24 protein-coding genes and 1 pseudogene are annotated in these 23,878 nt (G+C 73.5%); 10 read left to right on the top strand and 15 right to left on the bottom strand.

Going from position 1 to position 23,878, the window contains the following annotated elements:
* Positions 1 to 67 precede the first annotated feature (67 nt).
* Complete coding sequence (locus KLP28_16715) at positions 68 to 895, top strand: SDR family NAD(P)-dependent oxidoreductase (GenBank protein QWC85137.1); 828 nt, start codon at positions 68 to 70, stop codon at positions 893 to 895.
* Positions 896 to 906: 11 nt separating this feature from the next.
* Here the strand turns inward: KLP28_16715 and KLP28_16720 are convergent, their stop codons facing one another.
* The 3 genes from KLP28_16720 to KLP28_16730 are packed head-to-tail and all read right to left on the bottom strand — an operon-like array spanning position 907 to position 3,196.
* Positions 907 to 1,995: an FAD-dependent oxidoreductase gene (locus KLP28_16720; GenBank protein QWC85138.1), complete on the bottom strand. Its 1,089-nt coding sequence runs from the start codon at positions 1,993 to 1,995 to the stop codon at positions 907 to 909.
* A 30-nt stretch (positions 1,996 to 2,025) separates the two neighbouring features.
* On the bottom strand, positions 2,026 to 2,430 hold the full coding sequence (locus KLP28_16725; protein QWC85139.1) for an HNH endonuclease: 405 nt from the start codon (positions 2,428 to 2,430) through the stop codon (positions 2,026 to 2,028).
* A gap of 25 nt (positions 2,431 to 2,455) precedes the next feature.
* A complete protein-coding gene (locus KLP28_16730) occupies positions 2,456 to 3,196 on the bottom strand; it encodes a fused MFS/spermidine synthase (GenBank protein QWC85140.1) in 741 nt (246 codons plus the stop codon).
* A gap of 41 nt (positions 3,197 to 3,237) precedes the next feature.
* Here KLP28_16730 and KLP28_16735 point away from each other — a divergent pair, with 41 nt between their 5' ends.
* The gene (locus KLP28_16735) at positions 3,238 to 4,101 is read left to right on the top strand and encodes a Cof-type HAD-IIB family hydrolase (protein QWC85141.1); all 864 of its coding nucleotides are present in this window, start codon (positions 3,238 to 3,240) and stop codon (positions 4,099 to 4,101) included.
* 15 nt (positions 4,102 to 4,116) lie between these two features.
* On the opposite strand, the gene KLP28_16740 is transcribed toward KLP28_16735, so the two are convergent.
* The 6 genes from KLP28_16740 to KLP28_16765 are packed head-to-tail and all read right to left on the bottom strand — an operon-like array spanning position 4,117 to position 10,078.
* Positions 4,117 to 4,863 (bottom strand): hypothetical protein, encoded by a 747-nt coding sequence (locus tag KLP28_16740; protein ID QWC85142.1) that lies wholly within the window; start codon positions 4,861 to 4,863, stop codon positions 4,117 to 4,119.
* Positions 4,864 to 4,923: 60 nt separating this feature from the next.
* Positions 4,924 to 5,346: a DUF309 domain-containing protein gene (locus KLP28_16745; protein ID QWC85143.1), complete on the bottom strand. Its 423-nt coding sequence runs from the start codon at positions 5,344 to 5,346 to the stop codon at positions 4,924 to 4,926.
* Positions 5,343 to 5,942 carry a DUF4198 domain-containing protein gene (locus tag KLP28_16750; GenBank protein ID QWC85144.1) on the bottom strand — a complete coding sequence of 200 codons (600 nt, stop codon included), beginning with the start codon at positions 5,940 to 5,942 and terminating at the stop codon, positions 5,343 to 5,345. Before KLP28_16750 ends, KLP28_16745 begins: the two co-directional genes overlap by 4 nt.
* A 1-nt stretch (position 5,943) precedes the next feature.
* On the bottom strand, positions 5,944 to 7,518 hold the full coding sequence (locus tag KLP28_16755) for a peptide chain release factor 3 (protein QWC85145.1): 1,575 nt from the start codon (positions 7,516 to 7,518) through the stop codon (positions 5,944 to 5,946).
* A 47-nt stretch (positions 7,519 to 7,565) separates the two neighbouring features.
* On the bottom strand, positions 7,566 to 8,258 hold the full coding sequence (locus tag KLP28_16760; GenBank protein ID QWC85146.1) for an endonuclease: 693 nt from the start codon (positions 8,256 to 8,258) through the stop codon (positions 7,566 to 7,568).
* A complete protein-coding gene (locus KLP28_16765) occupies positions 8,255 to 10,078 on the bottom strand; it encodes a DUF429 domain-containing protein (GenBank protein ID QWC85147.1) in 1,824 nt (607 codons plus the stop codon). The genes KLP28_16760 and KLP28_16765 overlap by 4 nt, the downstream gene beginning before the upstream one ends.
* 124 nt (positions 10,079 to 10,202) lie before the next feature.
* Here KLP28_16765 and KLP28_16770 point away from each other — a divergent pair, with 124 nt between their 5' ends.
* Both KLP28_16770 and KLP28_16775 read left to right on the top strand, forming a co-directional pair.
* Positions 10,203 to 11,777 carry a DUF21 domain-containing protein gene (locus KLP28_16770; GenBank protein QWC85148.1) on the top strand — a complete coding sequence of 525 codons (1,575 nt, stop codon included), beginning with the start codon at positions 10,203 to 10,205 and terminating at the stop codon, positions 11,775 to 11,777.
* Positions 11,777 to 12,808 carry a DUF21 domain-containing protein gene (locus KLP28_16775; GenBank protein QWC85149.1) on the top strand — a complete coding sequence of 344 codons (1,032 nt, stop codon included), beginning with the start codon at positions 11,777 to 11,779 and terminating at the stop codon, positions 12,806 to 12,808. Before KLP28_16770 ends, KLP28_16775 begins: the two co-directional genes overlap by 1 nt.
* A 37-nt stretch (positions 12,809 to 12,845) precedes the next feature.
* On the opposite strand, the gene KLP28_16780 is transcribed toward KLP28_16775, so the two are convergent.
* Positions 12,846 to 13,166 (bottom strand): antibiotic biosynthesis monooxygenase, encoded by a 321-nt coding sequence (locus tag KLP28_16780; protein QWC85150.1) that lies wholly within the window; start codon positions 13,164 to 13,166, stop codon positions 12,846 to 12,848.
* Positions 13,167 to 13,253: 87 nt separating this feature from the next.
* Between KLP28_16780 and KLP28_16785 the strand changes: the two genes are divergently transcribed.
* Entirely contained in the window at positions 13,254 to 14,384 is a 1,131-nt protein-coding gene (locus KLP28_16785; protein QWC85151.1) for a DUF3500 domain-containing protein, read from the top strand.
* Positions 14,385 to 14,401: 17 nt separating this feature from the next.
* Here the strand turns inward: KLP28_16785 and KLP28_16790 are convergent, their stop codons facing one another.
* Positions 14,402 to 15,058: a hypothetical protein gene (locus tag KLP28_16790; GenBank protein ID QWC85152.1), complete on the bottom strand. Its 657-nt coding sequence runs from the start codon at positions 15,056 to 15,058 to the stop codon at positions 14,402 to 14,404.
* Between the two features lie 5 nt (positions 15,059 to 15,063).
* Entirely contained in the window at positions 15,064 to 15,654 is a 591-nt protein-coding gene (locus tag KLP28_16795; GenBank protein QWC85153.1) for a hypothetical protein, read from the bottom strand.
* 48 nt (positions 15,655 to 15,702) lie between these two features.
* Here KLP28_16795 and KLP28_16800 point away from each other — a divergent pair, with 48 nt between their 5' ends.
* Genes KLP28_16800 through KLP28_16820 form a run of 5 tightly spaced genes read left to right on the top strand, consistent with a single transcriptional unit; the run spans position 15,703 to position 20,027 of the window.
* On the top strand, positions 15,703 to 16,215 hold the full coding sequence (locus KLP28_16800; GenBank protein QWC85154.1) for a nucleoside deaminase: 513 nt from the start codon (positions 15,703 to 15,705) through the stop codon (positions 16,213 to 16,215).
* 48 nt (positions 16,216 to 16,263) lie between these two features.
* Positions 16,264 to 17,433: an iron ABC transporter permease gene (locus KLP28_16805; protein QWC85155.1), complete on the top strand. Its 1,170-nt coding sequence runs from the start codon at positions 16,264 to 16,266 to the stop codon at positions 17,431 to 17,433.
* Positions 17,434 to 17,455: 22 nt separating this feature from the next.
* On the top strand, positions 17,456 to 18,475 hold the full coding sequence (locus KLP28_16810; protein ID QWC85156.1) for an ABC transporter substrate-binding protein: 1,020 nt from the start codon (positions 17,456 to 17,458) through the stop codon (positions 18,473 to 18,475).
* A complete protein-coding gene (locus KLP28_16815) occupies positions 18,472 to 19,278 on the top strand; it encodes an ABC transporter ATP-binding protein (GenBank protein ID QWC85157.1) in 807 nt (268 codons plus the stop codon). Before KLP28_16810 ends, KLP28_16815 begins: the two co-directional genes overlap by 4 nt.
* Positions 19,275 to 20,027 carry a class I SAM-dependent methyltransferase gene (locus tag KLP28_16820; protein ID QWC85158.1) on the top strand — a complete coding sequence of 251 codons (753 nt, stop codon included), beginning with the start codon at positions 19,275 to 19,277 and terminating at the stop codon, positions 20,025 to 20,027. Before KLP28_16815 ends, KLP28_16820 begins: the two co-directional genes overlap by 4 nt.
* On the opposite strand, the gene KLP28_16825 is transcribed toward KLP28_16820, so the two are convergent.
* The 3 genes and pseudogenes from KLP28_16825 to kdpC form a co-directional block, all read right to left on the bottom strand.
* Positions 20,009 to 20,707, bottom strand: a complete 699-nt coding sequence (locus KLP28_16825; protein ID QWC85159.1) for a response regulator — start codon at positions 20,705 to 20,707, stop codon at positions 20,009 to 20,011. The two genes, KLP28_16820 and KLP28_16825, sit on opposite strands and share 19 nt — an antisense overlap.
* Positions 20,704 to 23,199 (bottom strand): annotated as a pseudogene (locus KLP28_16830) (DUF4118 domain-containing protein). Before KLP28_16830 ends, KLP28_16825 begins: the two are co-directional and overlap by 4 nt.
* Positions 23,200 to 23,251: 52 nt before the next feature.
* Positions 23,252 to 23,869: a potassium-transporting ATPase subunit KdpC gene (kdpC, locus tag KLP28_16835; protein QWC85160.1), complete on the bottom strand. Its 618-nt coding sequence runs from the start codon at positions 23,867 to 23,869 to the stop codon at positions 23,252 to 23,254.
* Between the last annotated feature and the right edge of the window lie 9 nt (positions 23,870 to 23,878).

Consider the following 23,878-nt stretch of genomic DNA (forward strand, 5'->3'; position numbering starts at 1 on the left):
GCTCCTGTCGGGGGAGGCTGGTGCCCGGCACACTATCCGCGCCGCACCCACGTCATCAGGAGTCACCGTGAGCAGCAGCACCCCGGGCGTCGTCGTGGTCACCGGAGCTTCGGGCGGCATCGGCGCCGCGATCTGTCGACGCTTCGCCCGGGAGGGGTGGACCGTGGTGGGCACGAGCCGCGACGCCGCGTCCGCGCCGGCGCCGGAGGGAGTGGCCATGCGCGACCTGGACGTCGCCGACGCCGCCTCGGTGCGGTCGTTCGTGCACGAGGTGCTCGGCGCGCACGGACGCGTCGACGTGCTCGTCAACAACGCGGGCATCGGCGCCGTCGGAGCGGCCGAGGACACCGAGGTCGAGATCCTCGAGCGCGTCCTGCAGGTGAACCTCACCGGCGTCGCCCGCCTCACCCGGGCGCTGCTGCCCGGCATGCGTGACCGCGGCACGGGCCGGGTGGTCAACGTCTCCTCGGCCGTCGGACTGGTGCCCGCGCCCTACATGGCCGCGTACGCCGCCAGCAAGCACGCCCTGGAGGGCTGGTCGGTCTCGGTCGACCACGAGACGCGCGAGCACGGTGTCCGGGTGCTCCTCGTGGAGCCCGGCTACACCGACACCGGCTTCGACGACGCGGTGCTGCGTCCGGCCGAGGCGACCGGGGCGTACGACCGCCGGGTCGAGGCGCTCGAGGCGTTCCTGACGCGCGCCCTGCGCTCCGGCGACAGCCCCGAGGTGGTCGCCGCGGTGGTGTGGAAGGCCGCGACCGGCGCCGTCTGGACCGTACGGTTCCCCGCCGGGAGGCTGGCCCACGTCGCCGCGGCAGCCCACCGCCTCGCCCCGCGGCCGGTCTTCGACGCCGCCCTGCGGCGGGCGATCGGGCTCCCGTTCCGGCCACGCTGACCTCCGCCGCCTCACCCCTGGTAGGTCGCGATCCACCGCCGGTCGATCCACCGCTTCAGCCACCACGCCGACCGGCCCGACCACCACCAGCCGCCCCGGGTCGCCAGCCCGCGGCCGCCGCCGAGGTCCAGCACGGCGAGCCATCGGCGCTGCGGCGTGTAGGTGGGCAGCGGCTCACCCGCCGCGCGCGCCAGCAGCGAGCTGAGCAGCACCGGCCCCTGGCGCACCCCGTGGACGCCCACCCGGGGCAGCGGGCGCGGCAGGAAGTGTGCGCAGTCGCCGACGGCGTACACCTCGTCGAGGTCGCGGTGCTGCAACGTCGCGCGCACCGGGACGCCGTCGGTGTCCCCCAAGCCGGCGTCGGCGACCACGGCGGGCGCCCGGAGTCCGGCGGCGAGCAGCACCACGTCGTGGCGCAGCGTCGTGCCGTCCGCGGTCACGGCCACGCTGCCGGTCAGCTCGACCACGGAGGCGCCGGTGCGTACGTCGACCCCGCGGTGGTCGAGCAGCCGCCGCAGGTGGCGGCGGGCGCCACCGGGCAGGCCCGGGACGACCTGCTCGCCGGCCTCGAGCAGCTGGACGCGCGCCACGTCGGTGCGTGTCGCCAGGTGCGCGGCCAGCTCGACCCCGGAGGAGCCGGCGCCGACCACGGTGACGGTGGCGCCGCCGGGGCCCTGCGCGGCGCGGCGGATCCTCCCCTGCAACGCGTCGAGATCGGCGAGCGGTTTCACGCGCAGCAGGCCTGCGTCGTCGTGCCCGGGTGCGACGCCCGGCGAGGCGCTCTCCGAGCCGACGTTGAGGCTGATGACGTCGTAGCGCAGCAGGTCACCGGCGTCGGTGAGGGCCTCCCGCGACCCCACGTCGAGCCCGGTCAGCCGTCCCAGCGTGTGCGGGACACCGCGCCGGGCGGCGAGACCTCGTACGTCGACCCGCCCCGCGTCCGGCGGCAGCGCACCGGCCGCGACCGCGGAGGCGACGCCGGAGTAGTGGAACGTCGCCGGTGACAGCAGCCGCAGGCGCCAGCCCGCGGCCCGCAGCCGTGGTGCCTGGTCGATCAGGTGCAGGTGCGCGTGGCCGGCGCCGACGAGGAGGAGGTCCACGCTGGTCATCCTGCCGGGCGCGTGGGCGGGTCAGCCGAGGCGACGCAGACGTCGCAGCTCGCGGGCGAGGTAGGGGCGGGCCCGTCGCTGTCCCCCGCGCTCGCCGATCGCGTCGGTCAGGCGTTCGAGCGAGGACAGGAGGCGCGGGAGGTCGGGGTCCCAGCCGAGGCGTACGCACTCCTCGTACCACTCCGCGATGGAGGTGTGACCACGCAGCCGGTTGCACCGCGCGCACGCGGCGAGCTCGTTCTCGGTCCACGACGGGCCGCCCTTGGCCCGCGGCACCAGGTGCTCGGTGGTGGGTCGTCGGTTCTGGGTGAAGGGTCGTCCGCACCAGGCGCACGTGGGCCCGTCCCGCAGGAGCGCCAGCTCCAGGCGCGTACGCCGGTCCGGCGCTCGGGAGGAGCGATCGGGGCGCGGGTCGGAGGTCGTCACCGCCGTCGACGCTAGCCGGGCGACCTCAGAGACGGTCCCCCGCGACCACCCGGTACGGCGCCGCCCGTCGGCTTCCCGCCTCCTCCAGCGCCTGCGCCGCCCGGGCGTCCGGGCCGGCCACGACCAGGAGGTTGCCGTCGCGCCGGCCCTTCCAGGTCGCCGGCTCCGCGCCGACCCGGACCTCGGCGAAGCTGCCCCGCAACGACGTGACCAACCCCCGGACGAGCGGGTGCGGCTGCCGGTCGCGCACGTTCGCCACCAGGGTGCCCGCTGGTCCGAGCACCCTCGCGTACGCCACCGCCGCCTCGGGTCCCAGCAGCTCGGCCGGCGTCCGTCCCTCGCCGTCGAAGGCGTCGACGACGCACGCCGCGAACGAGTCGTCGCGGATCGCCGCGAGGCCTGTGGCTCCGTCGACCTCGCGCACCTTGATGCCGCTGCGTCGCGGCAGGGGCAGCTGCGCGCGCACCAGCGCGGTGAGCTCCGCGTCGGGTTCCAGCACCACCTGGCGCGAGGTGGGCCGGGTGGCCGCGAGATACCGCGCGAGCGTCATCCCCGCGCCGCCCACGTGCAGGGTCGCCAGCCGCTCCCCCGGCGGTGCCAGCGCATCGAGCACGTCCGCGGCGCGGCGGACGTAGTCGAACGCGATCCGGGTCGGGTCCGCCAGATCCACGTGCGACTGCGGCCTGCCGCCGAGGGTCACCAGCCAGCTGGTCACCGTCTCGGCCGGCACGACCGACCGGTCGACGGCTCCTGCGCTCCCACCCATGCGCCCATCGTGACCGACGCGGGGACTGACAGGCTTGCCCGGTGATCTCCCCCGACCCGATCGACCTGCGCCTGGTCGTGTGCGACATGGACGGCACGCTCCTCGATGCCGACAAGCAGCTCCCACCGGAGCTGCCGGCGATGCTCGAGCGGTTGCACGAGGCCGGGGTCGTGTTCTGCCCGGCCTCGGGACGCCAGCACGCGACGCTCGTCGAGATGTTCCCCGACCTGCCCGGCGAGGCCGTCCTCATCGCGGAGAACGGCGCGTACGTGACCGCGGGCGGGGCCGAGGTCTCCGCTTCCCCGCTGCCGCTGGAGACGGTGCGGCGCATCGTCGCGGCCATGGACGAGCTGGCCGCGACCGAGGACCTCGGCGTCATCGTGTGCGCATCGGACACCGCGTACGTCGACCGCACCGACGAGGACTTCCGGGTGCACGTGGACCCGCACTACGCCGAGGTGACCGACGTGCCGTCCCTCGCCGAGCTCCTGGCCGCCCCCGACGCCGCGCAGCTGCTGCTGGTCAAGGTCGCCGTGTACGCGGCCGCCGGGCCCGAGCGCGCCGTGGTCCCGGCGCTGACCGCCGTCGCCGGCGACGAGGCCGACGTGGTCGTGTCGGGTCCGCACTACGTCGACGTGATGGCGGCCGGCACCCACAAGGGTCAGGCCGTCGCCGCCCTGCGGACGCGCCTCGGCCTCACCCACGACCAGGTGGCCGTCTTCGGCGACGCGCCCAACGACGCCGAGATGATGGCCGAGGGCACCTGGACCTTCGCGGTGGCCAACGCACACGACGAGGTGCGCGCCCGCGCGCGCTTCGGCGCCCCCGCCCACACCGAGGACGGCGTGCTGCGTACGCTCACCCGCCTGCTCGACGGGGAGCGCCCGGACGCACCTGGCTGGTGAGCCCGTGGGCCGGGATCAGCAGGCTCCGAACCGCTCGACGATGCGCCAGCGCGTGTCGGTGGGCACCTCGGCCGTGAACTGGGGCCCGACCCGCTCGGTGTCGTCCGGGGTCATCACCTCGTAGTCGACCCGCAGTCCGTCGAAGGACACGCGGTCCGCGGTCGGACGCAGCCGCATGAGCACGAGGTAGGAGTCACCGCCACTGATGGAGGCGAACCGCGTGGACTGACGGGCGCTCCACTCGATGAACTTCTGCTCACCGAGCACCTCGGCACGATCGTCCCAGTCCACGGTGCCGCCGTACGGGATCGAGCCCCCGCGGTTGACCGCCGGGACCAGCACCGGCCGACCGACCAGGCGTACGCCTCGCGGGTCGATGAGCTCCATCCGGAGCGACTCGATGTCGACGGCGGCGTCGAGGTAGAAGTCCATGACGCCCAGATCACTGTCCCGCTCGACGAAGCAGCTGCGGTCGCGCTCCGACCCGCCCGTCACGTCCAGCGCCGGGACGGTGAGCGAGACGGAGCCGTCCTCGGCGAGCGGCACCTCCCTGTCGGCGGTCAGGGCCGTGGCGGTGCCCGAGCCATCGGATGTCGGCGAGGCCGTCGGCGAGGCCATCGGCGAGGCCGTCGACGAGGCCGTCGACGAGGCCGTCGGCCGGGGACCGGGATCACTCGTGCAGGCCGACCCGGTGAGCAGCACGCCGGCCAGGGCCACGGACAGGGTCGTGATGCCCGCTCGACGTCGGGTTCGTGAGGTCACGGGCCGGAGACTAGCCGCTACCGCCGGTCTCGGGCGGCACGCGCGCCTGTCGTGCTCACCTCAGTCGTCGACGGTCCGGCGTGCGCAGCCCTGCACGGCCGCGAGGTCGACGCCGTAGGTGGGTCCACCGCCCACCGCGTACGCCTCCAACCGACCGGCCGCACGGTCGAGCAGGCGCCGCGCGCTCCTCGGGTTGCCGCGACCGTGGTGCACCAGCGCGACGCACAGCTGCGCGAGGCCCTGCCACAGGTCCCGCTCCTGCGCCGGCCCCGCCTTCCAGCGCAGCTCCAACACCTCGTGGGCGGAGAACGCCCGGCCACCCTCGACCAGGGTGCGGGCATCGCGCAGCGTCTCCTCGACGCCGCGCTCGTGCAGCGACACCGGCTCCACCCCGGTGCTGCCGTACGCCAGCGGTCGCCCCAGGGCGTCGCGTGGTCGCGCCTGCTCGGGACGGCCGTGGGGGTCCCGGTCGCGACCGGTCATCGGCTGGGCACCCCGGTCGTCTCGCTCGAGCCGTCCGAGTCCGTCACGGTGGCGGTCTGCTCACCGAGGTCGACGGTGAGGCGGAGCACGCTGCCCTCGCCCGTCCCGCCCGGGGAGCGCCAGACCCGCTCGGGCGAGGAGCCACCGGCGGCGACGAGCGCCGCGATCTCCGGATAGCTCGAGACGCGCGACCCGTCGTCCACGACGACGGCGAACTCCAGGCGCGGCGATCCGTCCGGCAGGGGGGCGAGGTACTCGCCCGGCACCTCCGCCGCCGGCAGGGTCACCGCGAACCGACCGGACTCCGTGGTCGTCACGCGCGGCACCTCCACCGAGACCGTCGGTCCGGTCGCGGCGGGGTCCGGGCGCGCGGGGTAGACGAGCACGCTCACCGTGGCCCCCTCGAGTGGTTCGCCGTCGTCCAGCACACGCCCCGTGACCAGCAGGTCGCCCGTGCCCGGCCCCGCGGTCGGTCCGAGCCCGCCCACCGAGGACTCCCCGACGACCCTCGCCACGTCCGAGGAGCAGGCGCCCACCGTCGCCGTCACCGCGACGGCACAAGCCGCGGCGACGACGACCTCGCGTACGCGCCTCACCTCAGCCGCGTCCGGCGACCAGCGTGCCGAGCTCGAGGTGCGGGTGCATCCGCTCGACCGCCTGCATCCGCCACTTGTCGGGGAACAGCGCCAGCAGCGTGCCGTCGGAGCGCTCCATCACCTCCACGTCGCGCAGGCCGTGCACCTCGTCGGCCTGCTCGGGGTGCACCACGCGGGCGAGCTGGTAGTGCAGCACGTCCAGCCGCACCGGCGAGCGGAACTCCGACTCCATGCGGGCGGCCACCACCTCGAACTGCATCGGACCCACGGCCGCCAGGACGGGGGCGTGCTCACCGCGCAGCTCCGAGCGCAGCACCTGGATGACCCCCTCCTGGTCGAGGCTCTCGATGCCCTTGCGGAACTGCTTGAAGCGGCCCGAGTCCTTCGCCGAGCACGACGCGAAGTGCTCGGGCGAGAAGGACGTGATCGGCGGGTACGTCACCGGGTCCCCGGTGTAGATCGTGTCGCCGACCCGCAGTGCGTTCGCATTCACCAGGCCGACGATGTCGCCGGGCAGCGCCCGCTCCACCGACGCCCTCTCACGGCCGAACACGGCCTGGGCGTACTTGGTCGCGAACGGACGCCCGGTGGCGGCGTGGGTGGCGACCATGCCGCGCTCGAAGACACCGGAGCACACCCGGGCGTAGGCGAGCCGGTCGCGGTGCGCGGCGTCCATGCCCGACTGCACCTTGAAGACGAAGGCGCTGAAGTCGGCATCGGTCGACCGCCGGTCGCCCTCGACGGTCTCGGTCGCCCGCGGCGGCGGAGCCAGCTCGACCAGCCGCTCGAGGATCTGCGCGACGCCGAAGTTGAGCAGGGCCGAGGCGAAGAGCACCGGTGTCGTGCGTCCGGCGAGGAAGCCCTCCTGGTCGTGGTCGGCGTCGTCGACCGCGAGCAGCTCGTGCCCCTCGTACGCCTCGGACCAGTCGGCGGGGTGCTCGGCCTGCGCACGCTCGGCGGAGAGCCGCTCCTCCGGTGCACGGGTCGCGCCGCCCGCGGTGCGGGTGTAGCGGATGAACTCCTCGGTGCGCCGGTCCAGCACGCCGTGGAAGTCGCCGGCGATGCCGACCGGCCAGGTCAGCGGGGTCGGCTTGAGACCGATCTGCTGCTCGATCGAGTCCATCAGCTCGAACGGGTCCAGCCCGGGTCGGTCCCACTTGTTGATGACCGTCATCACGGGGATGCCGTGGTGCGCGCACACCTGGAACAGCTTCAGCGTCTGCGGCTCCAGCCCCTTGGCGGCGTCGACGAGCATCACCGCGGAGTCCACGGCCGAGAGCACGCGGTAGGTGTCCTCGGAGAAGTCGGCGTGACCGGGGGTGTCGACGAGGTTCACGACATGGCCGTCGTACTCGAACTGCAAGGCCGCCGAGGTGATCGAGATGCCGCGGGCCTTCTCCATCTCCATCCAGTCCGAGACGGTCGCCTTGCGGTTGCCCTTGCCGTGCACGGCGCCGGCCTCGCTGATGACCTGCGCGTGCAGCGCGAGCGCCTCGGTCAGGGTCGACTTGCCCGCATCGGGGTGGCTGATGACGGCGAACGTACGGCGGGGGCGGCGGTCTGCGGAGGCGTCCATGGCGCCTTCGAGCGTACGCGCCCACGCGCCACCGCCACCGCCGCCGGTCAGTCCTCCTGCTCGCTCTCCGCCGCCGGGGCGTCCTCGTCCTCGTGGTCCGCCTCGGGCTCAGTGTCGAGGTCCATGCCCTCCTCGTCGAGCTGGCCCTCGTGCTCTGCCCGCACCAGTGCGGCTCCGAGCACCGACAGGTCGTCGTCCCCGAGCATCTCGGCGAGGTCCTCGGCCGTCTCGGGCAGTCCCGCGGCGGCGGCGAGCTCGAGCACGTGCTCGTCGGCGTACGGCTGCAGCTCGGTCCAGATCGTCTGCACCTCCCGCACGAAGATGCGCGCGCCGACCGGGCCGATGCCGGGGCACTCGGCGACGAGCTCGGCGAGCCGTCCGGCGTCGCCGTCGGCGACCTCGCGCATCCCGCGGAGGTCGTCGTCCCACCGCTCGACCACGTGCGCGGCGGTGTCGTGCAGCTGCTGGGCGGTCTGGTCCTTGCGGAGGAACCGCGTCTCCTCCAGCACCGCGCGCACCTCGTCGGTGCTCGCGTCGGCCATAGCGTGCGCGGTGCGGAACTCCTTTCGCAGCTCCGCGGCCGTGCGTACGCCCAGGTCCGCCGAGAGGTTCGCCGCCAGGAGGTTCGTGAGCACCAGCAGCTGGAAGAGCGGGGCCGGCTCGTCGCGGAGGTTGATGTCGGCCTCGGCGCTGTGGGTCTGGCCGTGCTCGTCGAGCAGGTGGTCGAGGGTCTGGCTCATGACCCGCGCGTACCCGACTCCTCGCCGTCTGAACGCGTCCGGCTGCGCGCCAGCCGCGACGTCAGCGCCTCGACCCGGTGCGCGTTGCCCGTCAGGCCGATGTACCTCTCGCCGTACGCCGCGAGCAGGGCGTCGTCGAGTCGACGCACCGCACCCGGCGGGTAGCGGTAGCCGAGGCGCTCGTTGAGGCCGACCAGCTCGGGGCGGCGGAGCACCTCGGCGAGCTCGTCGAGACCGGTGACGCCGAGCTCGAGCAGCAGCCCGGAGATCCAGCCGTAGTGGTCCGTGCGAGACCAGCCGGCGTCGTCGTACTGCCCGGCCAGGAAGGCGGCGAGCTCCCGCGGGTCGAGGCGGGGGTCGTCCGGGCCGTCGTCGGAGGACCGCGCGCTGTCGACCTGGGCGGGTCGCAACCGCGCACGGATCGACTCGAACTCGGTGTCGGCGAGCTCCAGCAGCCCCGCGGCGAGGGTGAAGCGCCGGTCGAGGTCACCCGCGTGCTCGGCGGGCACCCGTCCCTTGTAGCGGGCCTCGTGCTCGAACTCCGCCCACGCGTGCTGCAGCACGGTGCGCAGCTGCACCGAGGCCGTCCACCCCCGCAGGTGGCTGTAGGGCCGGCGGTCCTGGCCGTCCTGGCCGTCATGCGCGGCGGCGTCGGGGTCGGTCACCTCCACCAGCAGGTGTCGGCTGGCGTAGCCGAAACGGCCGGCCTGCGCGGTCTCCTCGCCGATGTCGCGGTCCTCGCGCACGTGCAGCTGGGCGGCGAGGAGGTCGGCGACGGCCTCGACGTCGCTCCTGACGTACGCCACGACCCGGATGCCGATCTGGTCGGTGATGTCGTGCAACGGGTCCGGGTGGAGCAGGGCGCCGTCGGGTCCTCTGCGCGCGGCCTTCTCGGCGAACGACGTGACCGACTTCGTGCGCCCGGTCACCGCGAGGTAGTTGATGCCCGCCTCGTCGAGGACGTCGGTGACCAGGTCGGTGAAGCTCCGCCCGACGTGGACCAGGGCCGGCTGACGCTCCGCGTAGGTCTGCACCGCCAGCGGCACGCTGGTCCCCCGCGACCGGCGACCGGCGTCACCGTCACCGCCATCAGGAGGCGTACGCAGCACCTTCGAGGCCCCCGGCGACGGCGTGGTGATCGCACCCGTCGCAGCGTCCCCGTAGGTCGTCGTGTCGGCGGGGTGACGGTCGGCGAAGAGGGCGACGAACGCGCACACCACCGCGTCCACCTGGTCCTCCACGACGCGCAGCTGGCTCTTACGAGCCGCGGTCTCGACCTGACGACGCAGTCCTCGCCAGGTGTCGTCGACGTGGACGACGGTCTCCACCAGCCCGACCAGCGCCAGCATCTCGGTGCGCAGCGACTCCAGGTCGCGGCCGGGCTTGTTCTTGTACTTCAACGTGCGCGGCAGGTCGAACAGCGCCACGGTCGCGGCGTGCGGGTAGACCTCGATGGCGCGTCGGTCCGCTGTCGACGCGGGGTCGTGGTCGAGTCCCAGCGCCCGGCACAGGCGCCCGGCGCGGGTGCCGTGGGCGAACTCCGGCTTGCCGGTGTTCGAGGGGTGGGCACCGGCCTCGAACCGTCGGAAGTCCTTGCCCAGCTGCTGCTCCGCAGGTCGGGACCCGGTGGCGTTGAGCACCACGACGGGGGCGTCGATGCCGACCAGGCAGGGCCCCTCGACGTACGCGGCGATCTCCTCACGGATCTCCTCGTCGGACTGGGCCGCCGCCACGTGCAGCAGACGCGCGTCGCCGTCGAGCACCGCGACACCCGAGGGCTTGCGCTCACCCCAGGCCAGGTCGATGCCGACGTAGTGCATGCCCCCAGCCTGACAGCCCGGCACGCTCGCGGGCGAGGACGAGCTGGGCCGGCGGTGAGCCCGCGGTGGGCCCCGAGGCGGGCTAGCCGCGCCGCGGTGGGGCTCGTCGGGCAGGATCTGGGGCATGGACGTGCTCCTGGAGATCGTGCTGCCCCTGCTGGGCGGCCTGGCGGTGATCGCGCTGATCATCGCGGCGAACGGCTACTTCGTCGCCCAGGAGTTCGCCTACATGGCGGTGGACCGCAGCGGCCTGAAGCGGCGAGCCGGGGACGGCGACACGACCGCGCAGCGCACGCTGAAGATCACCGAGCGCACGTCGTTCATGCTCTCCGGCGCCCAGCTCGGCATCACGGTGACCGGCCTGCTGGTCGGGTACGTCGCTCAGCCGCTGGTGGGCGACGCGATCGGGGAGCTGCTCGAGGACGTCGGGGTCCCGGTCGCGCTCGGGGCGACCATCGGCACCCTGGGGATCCTCGTGGTGGCGACGTTCGTGCAGATGCTCTTCGGCGAGCTCTACCCGAAGAACCTCGCGCTGGCCACGCCGTACCCGGTCGCCAGCCGCCTCGCGCGCTCGACCTCGATCTACATGAGCATCATGAAGTACCCGATCACCTTCTTCGACGCCTCCTCCAACGCGTTGCTCCGCCTGCTGGGCACCGAGCCGGTGCACGACGTCGCACACTCGGCGAACGCCGCCGACCTGCAGCGCATCGTGACGCTCTCGGAGGAGGCCGGCGAGCTCCCCGAGGAGCTCAGCCTGGTGCTGGACCGGATGCTCGACTTCCCGACACGCCGCGTCGACCACGCGCTGCGGCCCCGGTCGGTCGTCGACACCGTCCCCGCCTCGCTCGGCCTCGAGGAGCTGCTGGCGGAGATGGAGGGCGGGCACTCCCGCTACCCCGTGCTGGACGAGACCGGCGGCGTGGTGGGCGTGGTGCACGTCATCGACGCCCTGCGGGCCCGCGTCGAGGACCGCGAGGTCACCGCGGCCGACCTCGCGCGCACCGCCACCGTCGTCCCGACGCTCATGACCCTCCCCCGCGCTCTCGCCGAGATGGAGGCATCCAGCGACCAGATGTGCATCGTGCTCGACGAGTGGGGCGGGTTCTCCGGCATCGTCACCGTCGAGGACCTCGTCGAGGAGGTCGTCGGCGAGCTCACCGACGAGCACGACCCCGTCGAGGACCCGCACCTCGAGGTCGACGGTGAGGACCACGCCGGCGCCGGCGGCGCCGAGTCGGCGCCGCCGTCACGCTGGACCGTGCGCGGCGACGCACCGCTCGACGAGGTCGAGCGGGAGATCGGCTACAAGCTGCCCGCCGGGGCGGCGCAGACGGTCGGCGGCATGGCCGTCGCGGCGTACGGGGCGCTGCTCGCGGCCGGGGAGCACGTCGACGTGCGGCTCCCCGACGACCCTGCGGAGCTCGCCCACGACGACGACCCGCCGACCCGGACGCTGCGGGTCGAGGTGCTCGAGGTCGAGCGTCACGTCCCGAGCGAGGTGCGGCTCACCCTCGTCGTCCCCGAGGGCGTCGCCGAGGCCGACCTCGACCCGCCGCTGTCGCCGACGAGCGTCGACCCCGCGACCCGGTTCGCCGAGGCCCCCAGACAGCAACCGACGACGACCACCGGTGACCGCCGCCAGGCGCAGCACGACGAGCAGCACGACGAGCAGCACGACAAGGAGGAGGACCACTGATGGACGGTCTCGCAGCCATCCCGGTGACGATCCTGATCATCGCGCTCAGCGCCTTCTTCGTCTCCGTCGAGTTCTCCGCCATCGCCGCGAGGCGCACCCGGCTGGAGAGCGCGGCGGCGGGGTCACGCGCGGCCCGCGCGGCGCTGCGCAACTCCTCGGAGGTCTCGGTGCTGCTGGCCGGCAGCCAGCTCGGCATCACCGCCTGCACGCTGGCGCTCGGTGCGGTCACCGAGCCCGCGATCGAGCACGCGATCGAGCCGGTGTTCGAGGCGCTCGGCCTCCCGGTCGGCCTGTCGTACGCCATCGCGTTCGCGATCGCCCTGGTGATCACGACGTTCCTGCACCTGGTCGTCGGCGAGATGGCGCCGAAGTCCATCGCGATCGCCCACCCCGAGCGGTCGGCGACGATCTTCGCCCTCCCGATGCGCGCCTTCATGTTCGTGGTGCGCCCCGCCCTGCTGGTGCTCAACGAGGCCGCCAACGCCCTCGTGCGTCGATCGGGCGTCGAGCCCGTCGAGGAGGTCGCGGTCGAGCAGGATCCCGAGGACCTGCGCGCGCTGGTGGAGCACTCGGCGGAGGCGGGGGACCTCGACGCCGAGGCGTCCAGGCAGCTCGCCAGCGCCCTGGGGTCGACCCAGACCCCTCTCGCAGACCTCCTCACCGAGGACGAGCCGACCGCCGTGTCGGCGGAGTCGACCGTCGGGGAGCTGCACGCCGCCGCCCTGGAGTCGGGTCACCTGAGGATCCTCGTGGGCTCACCCCACGCGCCCGAGGGGGTCGTGCACCTGCGCGACACGCTCACCTCCCCCGCGGAGACCCCGGTCGGGGAGCACGTGCGCGAGCTGCCGCGCCTGGACCCCGCGATGTCCGTGCTCGACGCGACGGTGGCGCTGCGCGAGCAGGGCGCCCAGATCGCCCTGGTCGAGCGGCCCGACGGTCGTGGGTCCGGCGTGGTGACCATGGCCGACCTGCTCGCACGGGTGATGCCCGCGAGCGCCGCCACCGAGCAGACGCCCGCCGCGCAGCTCTGAGGCTCAGGGACCCTCAGGCCCTCAGGCCCTCAGGCCCTCAGGCGATGCGGCGTACACGGTTGACGCTGAGCCCGTCCTCGTCGAGCAGCTCGGGGATCCGGCTCGCGAACTCCACGAGGTGCGGTGCGGCCAGGTGAGCGTCGAGGTGCGCCTCGGACTCCCAGTTCTCGTAGAAGGTGAACCAGCCGGGCTTCTCGATGCTCTCGTGGAGGTCGTAGTTGATGCAGCCCTCCTCCGCGAGCGTGGTGTCGATGAGCCCCTTCAACCCCTCCCTGAGCTCGTCGGCCTTGCCGGGAGCCGCGTTCATGTAGGCGACGACGGTCAGCAGCTCGCGGTTGTCCTGCGTGGGCGTGCTCATGGCTCTCCTCGGGTCAGGTGGTGGCGGTCACACTAGATGCCGCAGTAGGTTGCACACAACACAGCTCGTCGACAGCCTGGAGGCCTCGTGACCGCGACTCGTAGCGACCTCGCCTCGCTGATGGCCGACGCCGCGAACGCCTGGCTGGACACCCTCGGGGAGGAGCAGCGGGCCCTGGCGGTCGGCACCCCTCCGTCCGACGACGTCGGCGACACCGAACGTCGCCGCTGGTTCTACACACCCACCGACCACGGCGGGCTCACCGTGCACCAGCAGAGTCCCGCCCAGCAGCGGGCCGCCCTGCGGCTGGTCGCCACCGGCCTGTCCGAAGCGGGCTACGTCACCGTGGCGACGATCATGGGCCTGGAGAACGTGCTCGACCGCGCCGAGGACTTCCGTGTGCTCTTCGACCGCACGCGCGGACGCGACCCCGGTCTGTACTACCTGCGCGTCTTCGGCGAGCCGGGCGGTGACCGGGCCTGGGGCTGGCGGTACGGCGGCCACCACGTCTCGCTCAACAACCTGGTCGTCGGTGGCGAGCTCGTCGCCGCCACACCGTGCTTCCTCGGCGCCGATCCCGCGTCCTCGCCCCTGCTGGGAGGGGCCGTGAACCGGCCTCTCGGGCGCGTCGAGGACGCCGCCCGGGAGCTCGTACGCTCCCTGCCGCCGGACCTGCGACGCGAGGCCGTCCTGCTCGACAAGGCGCCGCCGGACCTCGTCACGGCCAACCGCACCAGGGTGAGCGCGGGTGACAACTGGATCCCCCTCGCCGGCGTGTGGCGCACCGAGAGCTTCCGCGACGCCGCGCAGCAGCAGAAGATGCAGGACCTCTCCGACTCCATCGAGGAGCAGGCGGCGTTCAGCGAGACGGAGAAGGAGATCGTCGCGCTGGGAGAGAGCCCCGCGGGGGTCCCCGGCAGCGTCCTGTCGGCACCGCAGCGCGACCAGCTGCGTACGGTGCTGGACTGCTACACCGGCCGCGTGCCGTCCGCGGCTCGACCCGTGCTCGACGACGAGGCGCTCGACGCGGTGCACGTCGCCTGGGCCGGTCCGTTGACCGACGGCGCTCCCACGTACTACCGGGTACAGGGACCCGGGCTGCTGCTGGAGTGGGACAACACCCAGCGTCAGGCCAACCACGCCCACTCGGTGTGGCGGGACCCGGCGAACGACTTCGGCATGGATGTGCTCGCCGCTCACCGGGCGGCGGCGCACTGACAGCGCCGCCGACGCAATCAGCTGTTCCGGGCGACCTGCTCGCCGAGGCGTACGGCGGCCGTCCTCGCCACGGCGGCGAGGTCGGGGTCCGCGGCGGCGCGCTCGGGCACCTCGCCCCCCAGCAATGCTGCGGGCTGGGTCAGCCACGCCCACACGCGCCACGCGTCCATGCCCGCGGCGAGCAGGGGGCGCAGCAGTGGTGCCAGGTCGGCGCGCGGCTCGCCGTGGGCGTCGAGCTGGAACGCCGGCACCATGCGCACCTGCCCGTTGCTGACCAGGAGCAGCTCGTGCGCCGCCGCGGCCCGGATGCACCCCAGTCGCGTCTCGCGCGGATCCGCGTCGCGGAGTGCTGCCAGTGAGTCGTAGGTGTGCCAGGCGCTCTCGAGCAGCACCCGGCGCACGTGTGCCTGGCGCGACAGCTGCACCAGCTCCAGCGGCACGGCGTGAGCGGGATCCTCCCCCTGCGAGCGCAGCAGCGTGTCGAGCTCGGTGAGCTGCTCGGCCGTCAGCGGTTGCCCCGTGCCCGGGTCGGTCCAGTGAGGGGTGCCGGTCTCGTCGCGCACGTACGACGGCAGACCCGCGGCGACGAGCTGGTCGGCGAGGCCGAGCTGCTCGAGCCGGTCGGCGAGGTGCCGGGCGACGGCGCCGGGGTCGCTGCGGTCTGCGTCGTTCATCGCGCTCACCCTCCCACCAGCCGCCCGGCGGGGGCCCGCAGGGTGACGACCAGCGCCACCCCCGTGCCCAGCACGGCGATGTAGAGCGGGAACGCTGCTCCGGCCACGGTCCATCGCTCCAGGCTCAGCAGGGCGATGACACCGTTGCCTCCGCCGAGGGCGTAGACCGCCCAGTGCTCGGTCTCGGGGAAGACCCACGCCTTCCAGACCGTCGGCAGCCCGGCGACCAGGTCGGCGACCACCGCGGCCATGACGGCCGCGACCGGCTGGTCGAGCGCCAGCCACAGCCACAGGGCCACCAGGGACACGGCGCCGCAGGCGAGATCGGCCCGGCGTACGCGCCAATAGGCACCCGCGTTCGTCCAGCTGGCAGCGAAGATCAGCGCCGGCCCGAGAGCGATCGAGGCGGTGAGCACGGCGGGCAGACCCACGCCTTCGTCGACCTGAGCCGCGAACCCGACCGCCGGGGCGAGCGCCCACAGGAACCAGGTGACGCGGTTGGGCTGTGTGCGGCCGCGCCAGGTCAGCCACGCGTAGCGCGTCGACCCGGCGAGGCTCAGGAGCGCACCGAGGAAGACGAACCGAGGGTCGATCACGACGCCAGTGTGCCCGGCCCCGGCCGTCCTCGGACCTAGGCTGACCGGGTGGGCGAGCACCTGACACGGACCGACGTACGACACCTCGAACGCTGTGTGCAGCTCGCCGGCAAGGCGCTCGAGGCCGGGCACGACCCGTTCGGGTCGCTGCTCGTGGACGCGTACGGGACGGTGCTGACCGAGGACCACAACCGGGTGGGCGAGGGAGACCAGACGCTGCACCCCGAGATCGCGCTCGCCCGGTGGGCGGCTCGCCACCTCGACGGTCCCGGCAGGGCGGCCGCCACGGTCTACACCTCCGGGGAGCACTGCCCCATGTGCAGCGCCGCGCACGCCTGGGTGGGCCTGGGGCGCATCGTCTTCGCCTCGAGCTCGGCGCAGCTCGCGAGCTGGCGCGAGGAGTGGGGCCTCGCGCCGGGCCCGGTCACCCCGCTGGCGACCGGGCAGGTGGCTCCCGGGGTCGCGGTCGCCGGTCCTGACTCTCGCCTCGCGGCCGAGGTCCGGTCCCTCCATGCGCGCAACTGGGGCGTCGAGGACGCCGACGGTGCAGCCACCGGGTGAGTCCCGGCGTACGACCCGTGGCTAAGGTGGGCGCGCTTGTTGCGAACAATGTGCAACAAGACCCTGCCCACGGACCGGATCGGAGGTGTCGTCGTGACGGACTCGTCCGTGCGCGAGACCGCCGTCACCGCTCCCCACCGCCCGCTCGCCGAGCCGGTGCCCGACCCGCTCGGGACGGACCGGTCCCGCCGACGCACGACGACCTGGCTGGTCGCACTCGTCGCGGTGCTCGTGACCACGATCCTTGTCGGCGTGGGGGTCGGCGCCGTGTCCGTCCCGCCGGGCACGGTGGCCAGGATCGTCCTCGACCATCTGCTGGGCCGGCAGCCGGGTGCCGGCATCAGCGCCGCGGAGGACGCCATCGTCTGGCAGGTCCGCCTGCCGCGCGTCCTGCTCGGTGTGCTCGTCGGAGCCGGGCTGGCGGTCTGCGGGGTCGCTCTGCAGGCCATGGTCCGCAACGTCCTGGCGGACCCGTACATCCTCGGCGTGAACTCCGGTGCCTCCAGCGGCGCCGCCGCGGCCATCCTGTTCGGGGTGGGCGCCGGTCTGGCCGAGTACGCCCTGCAGGTGACCGCCTTCCTGGGAGCCCTGGCCGCGTCACTGCTCGTCTTCGCCGTGGCCCGCACCGCGGGCCGGGTGACCTCGGTGCGCCTGCTCCTGGCCGGGGTGGCCGTCGGGTACGCCCTCTACGCCCTCACGAGCTTCCTGATCTTCGCCTCCGGCTCGGCGGAGGGGGCCCGCTCGGTCCTCTTCTGGCTGCTGGGGTCCCTGGGCCTGGCCGGCTGGGACTGGCCTCTCGCGGTCGTCGGCGTGGTCGTGATGGGCACTGTCGTGCTCCTCCTGGGCTGGGGACGCCGCCTGGATGCCCTCTCCGTGGGCGACGAGACCGCCCACACGCTCGGCGTACGCCCGGACCGGTTCCGTCTCCAGCTGCTCGTGGTCGTGGCGCTGTGCGTGGGCGTGGTCGTGGCGGCCTCCGGCAGCATCGGCTTCGTGGGCCTCGTCGTGCCCCACCTGGCGCGCCGGGCGGTCGGCGGCACCCACGCCCGGGTCGTGCCCGTCGCCGCCCTGCTCGGGGCGATCCTCCTGGTCTGGGCCGACATCGCGGCCCGCACGCTGCTGGCGCCCCAGGAGATACCCATCGGCATCCTCACCGCGCTGGTCGGTGCCCCGTTCCTCCTCGTCCTGGTGCGCCGGCTCCACGCGCGCGCCGCCTGACCCCGATCCTGAGAGCAGACCCATGACGCGCATCCCCCGCACCCTCACCACCGGACTCGCCCTGGCCGCCGCGCTGACGCTCGGCGCCTGCGGCACGTCGTCGACCGGGGCCGGCACCAGTGACACCGGTGACACCGGTGACACCGGGGCGTCCGCCGGCTACCCCGTGACCCTGGAGAACTGCGGGGCCGACGTCACGCTCGAGGAGCCGCCCGAGCGTGTCGTGCTGCTCAAGAGCGCCTCGGTCCCCTACCTCGGCGCCCTGGGAGTGCTCGACCGTGTCGAGGCACGCGCCGGCCAGTACCCCGCCGCGTACTACGACGAGGAGACCCTGGCGGCGCTCGACCAGGTTCCCACGCTCACCGACGAGCTCGATCCCGCGGGACACCTGCAGATCTCCCGCGAGGTGGTGATCGCCCAGGAGCCCGACCTGGTGCTCGGTGAGGTCGAGAACCTCTCCCGCTCCACCCTCGCCTCCAGCGGCATCCCGCTCCTCGAGGAACCCGCCCTGTGCGCGGAGGGGATCGACGACCCCGGCTTCGACGACGTCGCGTCGCAGATGAGGGCGTACGGCCGTGTCTTCGACCGGCCGGCCGAGGCCGACCAGGCCGTCGAGGACCTCGAGCAGCGGCTCGCGGCCGTGCGCAGCGAGGTCGAGGACGGGACGGGACGGACGGCCGCGGTGCTCTACCCGACCGTGGGTGGTGGCACCACCTACGCCTACGGCAACCGCAGCATGGCCGACCCCCAGCTGGAGGCGGCCGGGCTGACGAACGTGTTCGGTGACGTGGACGAGCGCGTCGTCGAGGTGACCCTCGAGGAGCTGCTCGGCCGGGACCCCGACGTGCTCGTGCTGCTGCACAGCGAGGGCGAGCCGGGCCCCGTGCAGGACGCCCTGACCGGCCTCCCCGGTGCCGAGGACCTCACCGCGGTGCGCGAGGACCAGGTCATGGTGCAGCTGTTCAACTTCACCGAGCCGCCGTCGCCGCTGGTCGTGGACGGCCTCGAGCAGATCGTGGACAGGTTCGGGGCCGGGTCGTGATCGAGGCCCACGGCCTGTCCTGGGCGTACGGCCACGACCGCGTGCTCGACGCGGTCTCGCTGGCCACGCCACCGGGACGGGTGCTCGGCCTGATCGGCCCCAACGGCAGCGGCAAGACCACCCTGCTGCGTCTGCTCCACGGCGCCCTCACCAGCCGCACCGGCACCGTGGAGGTCGACGGGGAGCCCCTCGCGGATCTCTCCCCCGTCGAGGTGGCACGACGTGTCGCGGTGGTGGTGCAGGAAGACGGTGGCGAGAGCGTCATGACCGTCGCCGAGACCGTGCTGCTGGGGCGTACGCCGCACCTCGGCACGTGGCAGCGGACCGGCGAGGATGACCGCCGCATCGCCGGGGACGCACTGTCGCGTGTCGGTGCCACGCACCTGGCCGCGCGTCCGTTCGCCCTGCTCTCCGGCGGGGAGCGTCAGCGGGTGCTGATCGCGCGCGCCCTCGCCCAGCGCACCACGCACCTGCTGCTCGACGAGCCGACCAACCATCTCGACGTCCGCTACCAGCACGAGGTGCTGGGCCTCGTACGCCGTCTTGCCACCGACCTCGCCACGACGACCGTCGTCGTGCTCCACGACCTGAACCTCGCGGCGCGCTACTGCGACGAGCTCGTGCTGCTCGGCGGGGGCGGCGTGGCGGCATCCGGTGCCACGCGCGAGGTCCTGGTCCCCGAGGTCCTCGAACCTGTCTACGGCATCGGCGTGGACCCGCTCGAGGTGGACGGCCGCCTGCACCTGCTCTTCGACCCCGACCGGCCGGTGCGCCAGGCCCGCACCCAGGAGAGGACCGCATGACCCCGCTCGACCCGACCACCACCGGCAGCGCCACCATGGCCGGCAGCAGCACCGACGTCGACCTGCAGGAGCGCATCGACGCCTACTGGGACGACCGGGCAGCCTCCTACGACGCCTACCAGCAGCGCCCCGAGCGGTTCGCCGCCGACTGCGGGGCGTGGGCGCGCGTGTGGGCCTCGGCGCTTCCGGCAGCGCCGGCGCGGGTGCTGGACGTGGGCTGCGGCAGCGGCCACGTCGCGCTGCTGCTGGCCGACCTCGGGCACGACGTGCTGGGCCTGGACCGGTCGCACGAGATGCTCGCCATCGCACGAGCACACGCAGCCGCGCGAGGGTCCTCCGCGACGTTCCGTCACGGCGACGCCCACGACCCCGACCTGGAGCCGGGCTCCTTCGACGCCGTCGTCGGCCGCTACGTGATGTGGACGCTGCGCGACCCCGTGGTCGCGGTCGAGCGCTGGACGCGTCTCCTGCGACCCGGCGGGGTCGTCGCCGTCGTCGACGCCCGATGGAGCCGGGAGGGCCTCGGCGGCATGTACGGCGTCCGTCCCCGCACCGCGCTGCCGCTCGCCGACGCGACGTCCATCGACGACACGGCGGAGGCCGTGCGGGCCGGTGGTCTGGTGGACGTGACCGTGACCCCCCTGACCGAGATCCGCGAGCTCGACGAGGCGTACGGGGTCGCCCCCGGCCACGACCTGGTGCAGCAGTACCTCGTGTCCGGGAGGACCGCTCAGGCCTCCAGCACGTAGCCCAGGCCCGGCGACGTCACGAGGTGTCGCGGGCGCGCAGGGTCCTGCTCCAGCTTGCGACGCAGCTGTGCGGCGTAGACCCGCAGGTAGTGGCTCTCCTGGCTGTACGCCGGCCCCCAGACCTCACGCAGCAGCTGCTCGCGGGTGACGAGACGGCCGAGGTTGCGGGCCAGCAGCTCGAGGAAGGCCCACTCGGTGGGCGTCAACCTGACCTCGTCGTCGCCGCGTCGCACCCTCTTGCGGGCCAGGTCGATCGTCAGGTCGCCGACGGTGACCGTGGGTTCTGCCTCGGGCACGCCGGACCTCCCCCGTCGCACGGCCGCCCGGAGGCGGGCCATCAGCTCGTCCATGGCGAAGGGTTTGGTGACGTAGTCGTCGGCACCCAGGTCGAGTGCCTCGATCTTGTCGTCGCCGTGTTGCCGGGCCGAGAGGACGACGATGGGTACGTCGGTCCAGCCGCGGATCCCGGCGACCACCTCGGTGCCGTCCATGTCGGGGAGGCCAAGGTCGAGCAGCACGACCTCGGGATGCGCCGAGGCGACCGCCCCCAGGGCTGCGGCCCCGTTCGCCGCCGTGGTCACCTGCCACCCGGCGGCCCGCAGGTTGATGGCCAGGGCCCGAGCGAGGGCGGGTTCGTCGTCGACCACCAGGACGCGATGACGTGCCGTTCCCCTGGTCATGCCCTCACCTCCGCCATGTCGCAGGGAACCGTCAGCACCATGGTCAGTCCCCCACCCGGGGTGTCCTCGGCCGCGAGGGTGCCGCCCAACGCCTCGGTGAGACCGCTGGCCACCGCCAGTCCCAGCCCGAGCCCCCCCGGCCCGGAGTCGTCGAGGCGCTGGAACGGCTCGAACATCTGCTCCCGACGGTCAGACGGGACGCCGGGTCCCCTGTCGACCACGAGCACCTCGATCACACCGCGGTCCACCCTCGCCAGCACCCGGACCGGGACCGGGTCCGACACCCGGACGGCGTTGTCCACGAGGTTCGCGACGACGCGCCCTAGCATCCCGGGGTCCGTGCTCACCAGCGGTGAGGTCTCGTCGAGGTCCAGGCTGACGGCACCCGGCAGATGCCCACTGACCGCCACCGGCAGCACCTCCTCGAGGCTGAAGTCCCGCTCCGAGGGAAGGAGCAGGCCGGCCTGGACCCGGGAGAGGTCCAGCAGGTCGTCGATGAGGCTCTCGAGCCGCCCCGTGGACTCCGCCAGGGTGCCCAGCAGGGCGTCGCGGTCCTCGGCCTCCAGGGTCCGGTGCCCGAGACCGTCGATGGAGGCCCGCATCACCGCCAGCGGGGTGCGCAGGTCGTGGGAGACCGCTCGCAGCAGGGCCGTGGAGGTCGTCTGCGCGCCCTCCAGCGCCAGGGCGCGCTCGTCGCGAGCGCGGAGCCGTCGGTACTCCAGCACCAGGGACGCCTGCAGCGCGAAGGCCTCGAGGACGCGTCGGTCCCCGGCTCGCAGAGGTTCTCCGCGCAAGCAGAGCACGTGTCCGTCGTCCACCCGCAGCCGGTTGTCCGCCTCGGCGGGGACGCACGGGGGCGACTCCCCCGCCGATGCCGTGACGCGCCAGGCGCCCGCCTCGACCGGCTCGCGGGACAGCAGCGAGACCGAGGTCTGGCCGAAGACCTCGCGGACACGGGCGCACACCGCCTCAGCGGTGTCCTGCCCGGTGAGCACGGACCGCGACAGCGCAGACATCGTCGCTGCCTCGGTGCGTGCGCGGACGGCGTCGGACGCTCGTCGCGCCGCACGGTCGACGACCGAGGCCACCGCCACCGCGACGGCGACGTAGACGGCCAGGACCACCACGTCGACGGGCTGGGAGATCGTGAGTCGGTCGAGCGGCTCGGTGAAGTTCCAGTTGAGCAGCACGAACCCGGTCACGGCACTGGCCAGCGCGGGAGCCAGTCCACCCACCATCGCCACGAGCACGGTGACGGAGAGGAAGAGGAGCTCGGCCAGGGCGAGCTGGTCCGGTCCCGTGGTCCCGCGCACGACCCAGGTGAGCACCAGCGGGAGCAGGAGGGCCGCGAGCCAGCCGAGCACGCGGCGACGCATCCCGAGGGCGGGGCCGCGCCGGATGAGGAGTCCGGGCCCCGCCGCCCGGTCGTGGGTCACGAGGTGCACGTCGATGCTGCCCGCCAACGAGGCCACCCGGTCACCGGTGGACCCGGCCAGCAACCGGCGTACGCGATGGTGCCGTGACACCCCGACGACCACCATGGTGGCGTTGGCCCCGGCGGCGAAGTCCACGACCGCGGCCGCGACGTCCTCGCCCACCACGGGGTGCACGCTCGCACCGAGGTCGCGGGCCAGCTCGTGGAGCTGCGTGAGCCCCGAGGAGTCGGCGGTGCGCAGACCGTCGTCGGCGATCACGTGGACCGCCATCAGGTCGGAGCCAGCCGCGCGCTGGGCCAGCCGCGCGCCGCGACGGAGCAGCGTCGCCGACTCGTCGCCCCCGGTGACGGCGACGACGATCCGCTCCTTGGTCGGCCAGCTGTGCTCGATCCGGTGGGCGCGCCGGTAGTCGCCCAGTGCGTCGTCCACGCGGTCGGCGAGCCACAGCAGGGCCAGCTCCCTCAGCGCGGTCAGGTTGCCCACCCGGAAGTACGAGGCCAGGGAGGCGTCGACCCGCTCGGGTCGGTAGATGTTGCCGTGGGCCATCCGACGACGCAGCGCGTCCGGGGCCATGTCGACCAGCTGGATCTGGTCGGCGGTCCGCACGACCTCGTCGGGGACGGTCTCGCGCTGCCGGACCCCGATGATGCGCTCGACCTCGTCGTTGAGCGACTCCAGGTGCTGGATGTTGACGGTGGTGATGACGTCGATGCCGGCGTCCCGCAGCTCCTCGATGTCGTGGATGCGCTTGGGGTTGCGGCTTCCCGGGACGTTGGTGTGCGCCAACTCGTCGACCAGCGCCACGGTCGGTCGGCGCGCGAGGACGGCGTCGGGGTCCAGCTCGGTGAAGGTGGTCCCCCGGTGCTCGATGATCCGTCGGGGCACCACCTCCAGGCCCTGGAGCATCGCCTCTGTGTGCTGACGACCGTGGGTCTCGACGTACGCCACGACCACGTCGGTGCCCCGATCGAGCCGTCGACGGGCCTCGCCGAGCATCGCGTACGTCTTGCCGACGCCCGGCGCTGCGCCGAGGTAGACGGTCAGCCTGCCCCGGCGCCTCGACGGCGTCCCCGCGACCTGGTCCTCCACGGCGTCGATCCTCCCACCGTCAGCCGGCGTCGTCGGCGAGGGCGCGCACCGCGATGTTGAGCCCCAGCACGTCCACCCTGGGCTCGCCGAGCACGCCGAACGTACGCGCCTGCGTGTGCTCCTCGACGAGCCCGGAGACACGGGCCTCCCTCAGACCCTGGGCATCCGCGACCCGGGGCACCTGAAGGGCGGCGAACTCGGGCGAGATGTGCGGGTCCAAGCCCGAGGCGCTCGCCGTGACGGCGTCCGCGGGCACCTCCTCGGCACGGACCCCTTCTCGAGCGGCGAGACCGGCGAGGCGGTCCTCGACGCTGGCGAGGAGCTCCGGGTTCTCCGGACCCAGGTTCGATCCCGACGTCGCCAGGGGGTCGTACCCCTCACCGGCGGCGGAGGGGCGAGGCATGAAGAGACCTGCGTCGTCCACGACCTGACCCAGCAGAGCCGATCCGACGGCCCGATCGGGATCCTCGGTGCGCTCCCCCGTCGCGGTGACGAGTGAGCCCTCGGCCTGCCACGGGAACGCGACCTGCGCGATGCCGGTGACGGTCAACGGGTAGAGCACGCCGAGCACGACGGTCATCAGCAGGAGCACCCGCAGGCCGGCGGAGCACTGACGGGCGAAGGACAGGAGAGTCATGGCAGGGCC

The organism is Nocardioidaceae bacterium (assembly GCA_018672315.1).
Classification (GTDB): Bacteria; Actinomycetota; Actinomycetes; order Propionibacteriales; family Nocardioidaceae; genus TYQ2.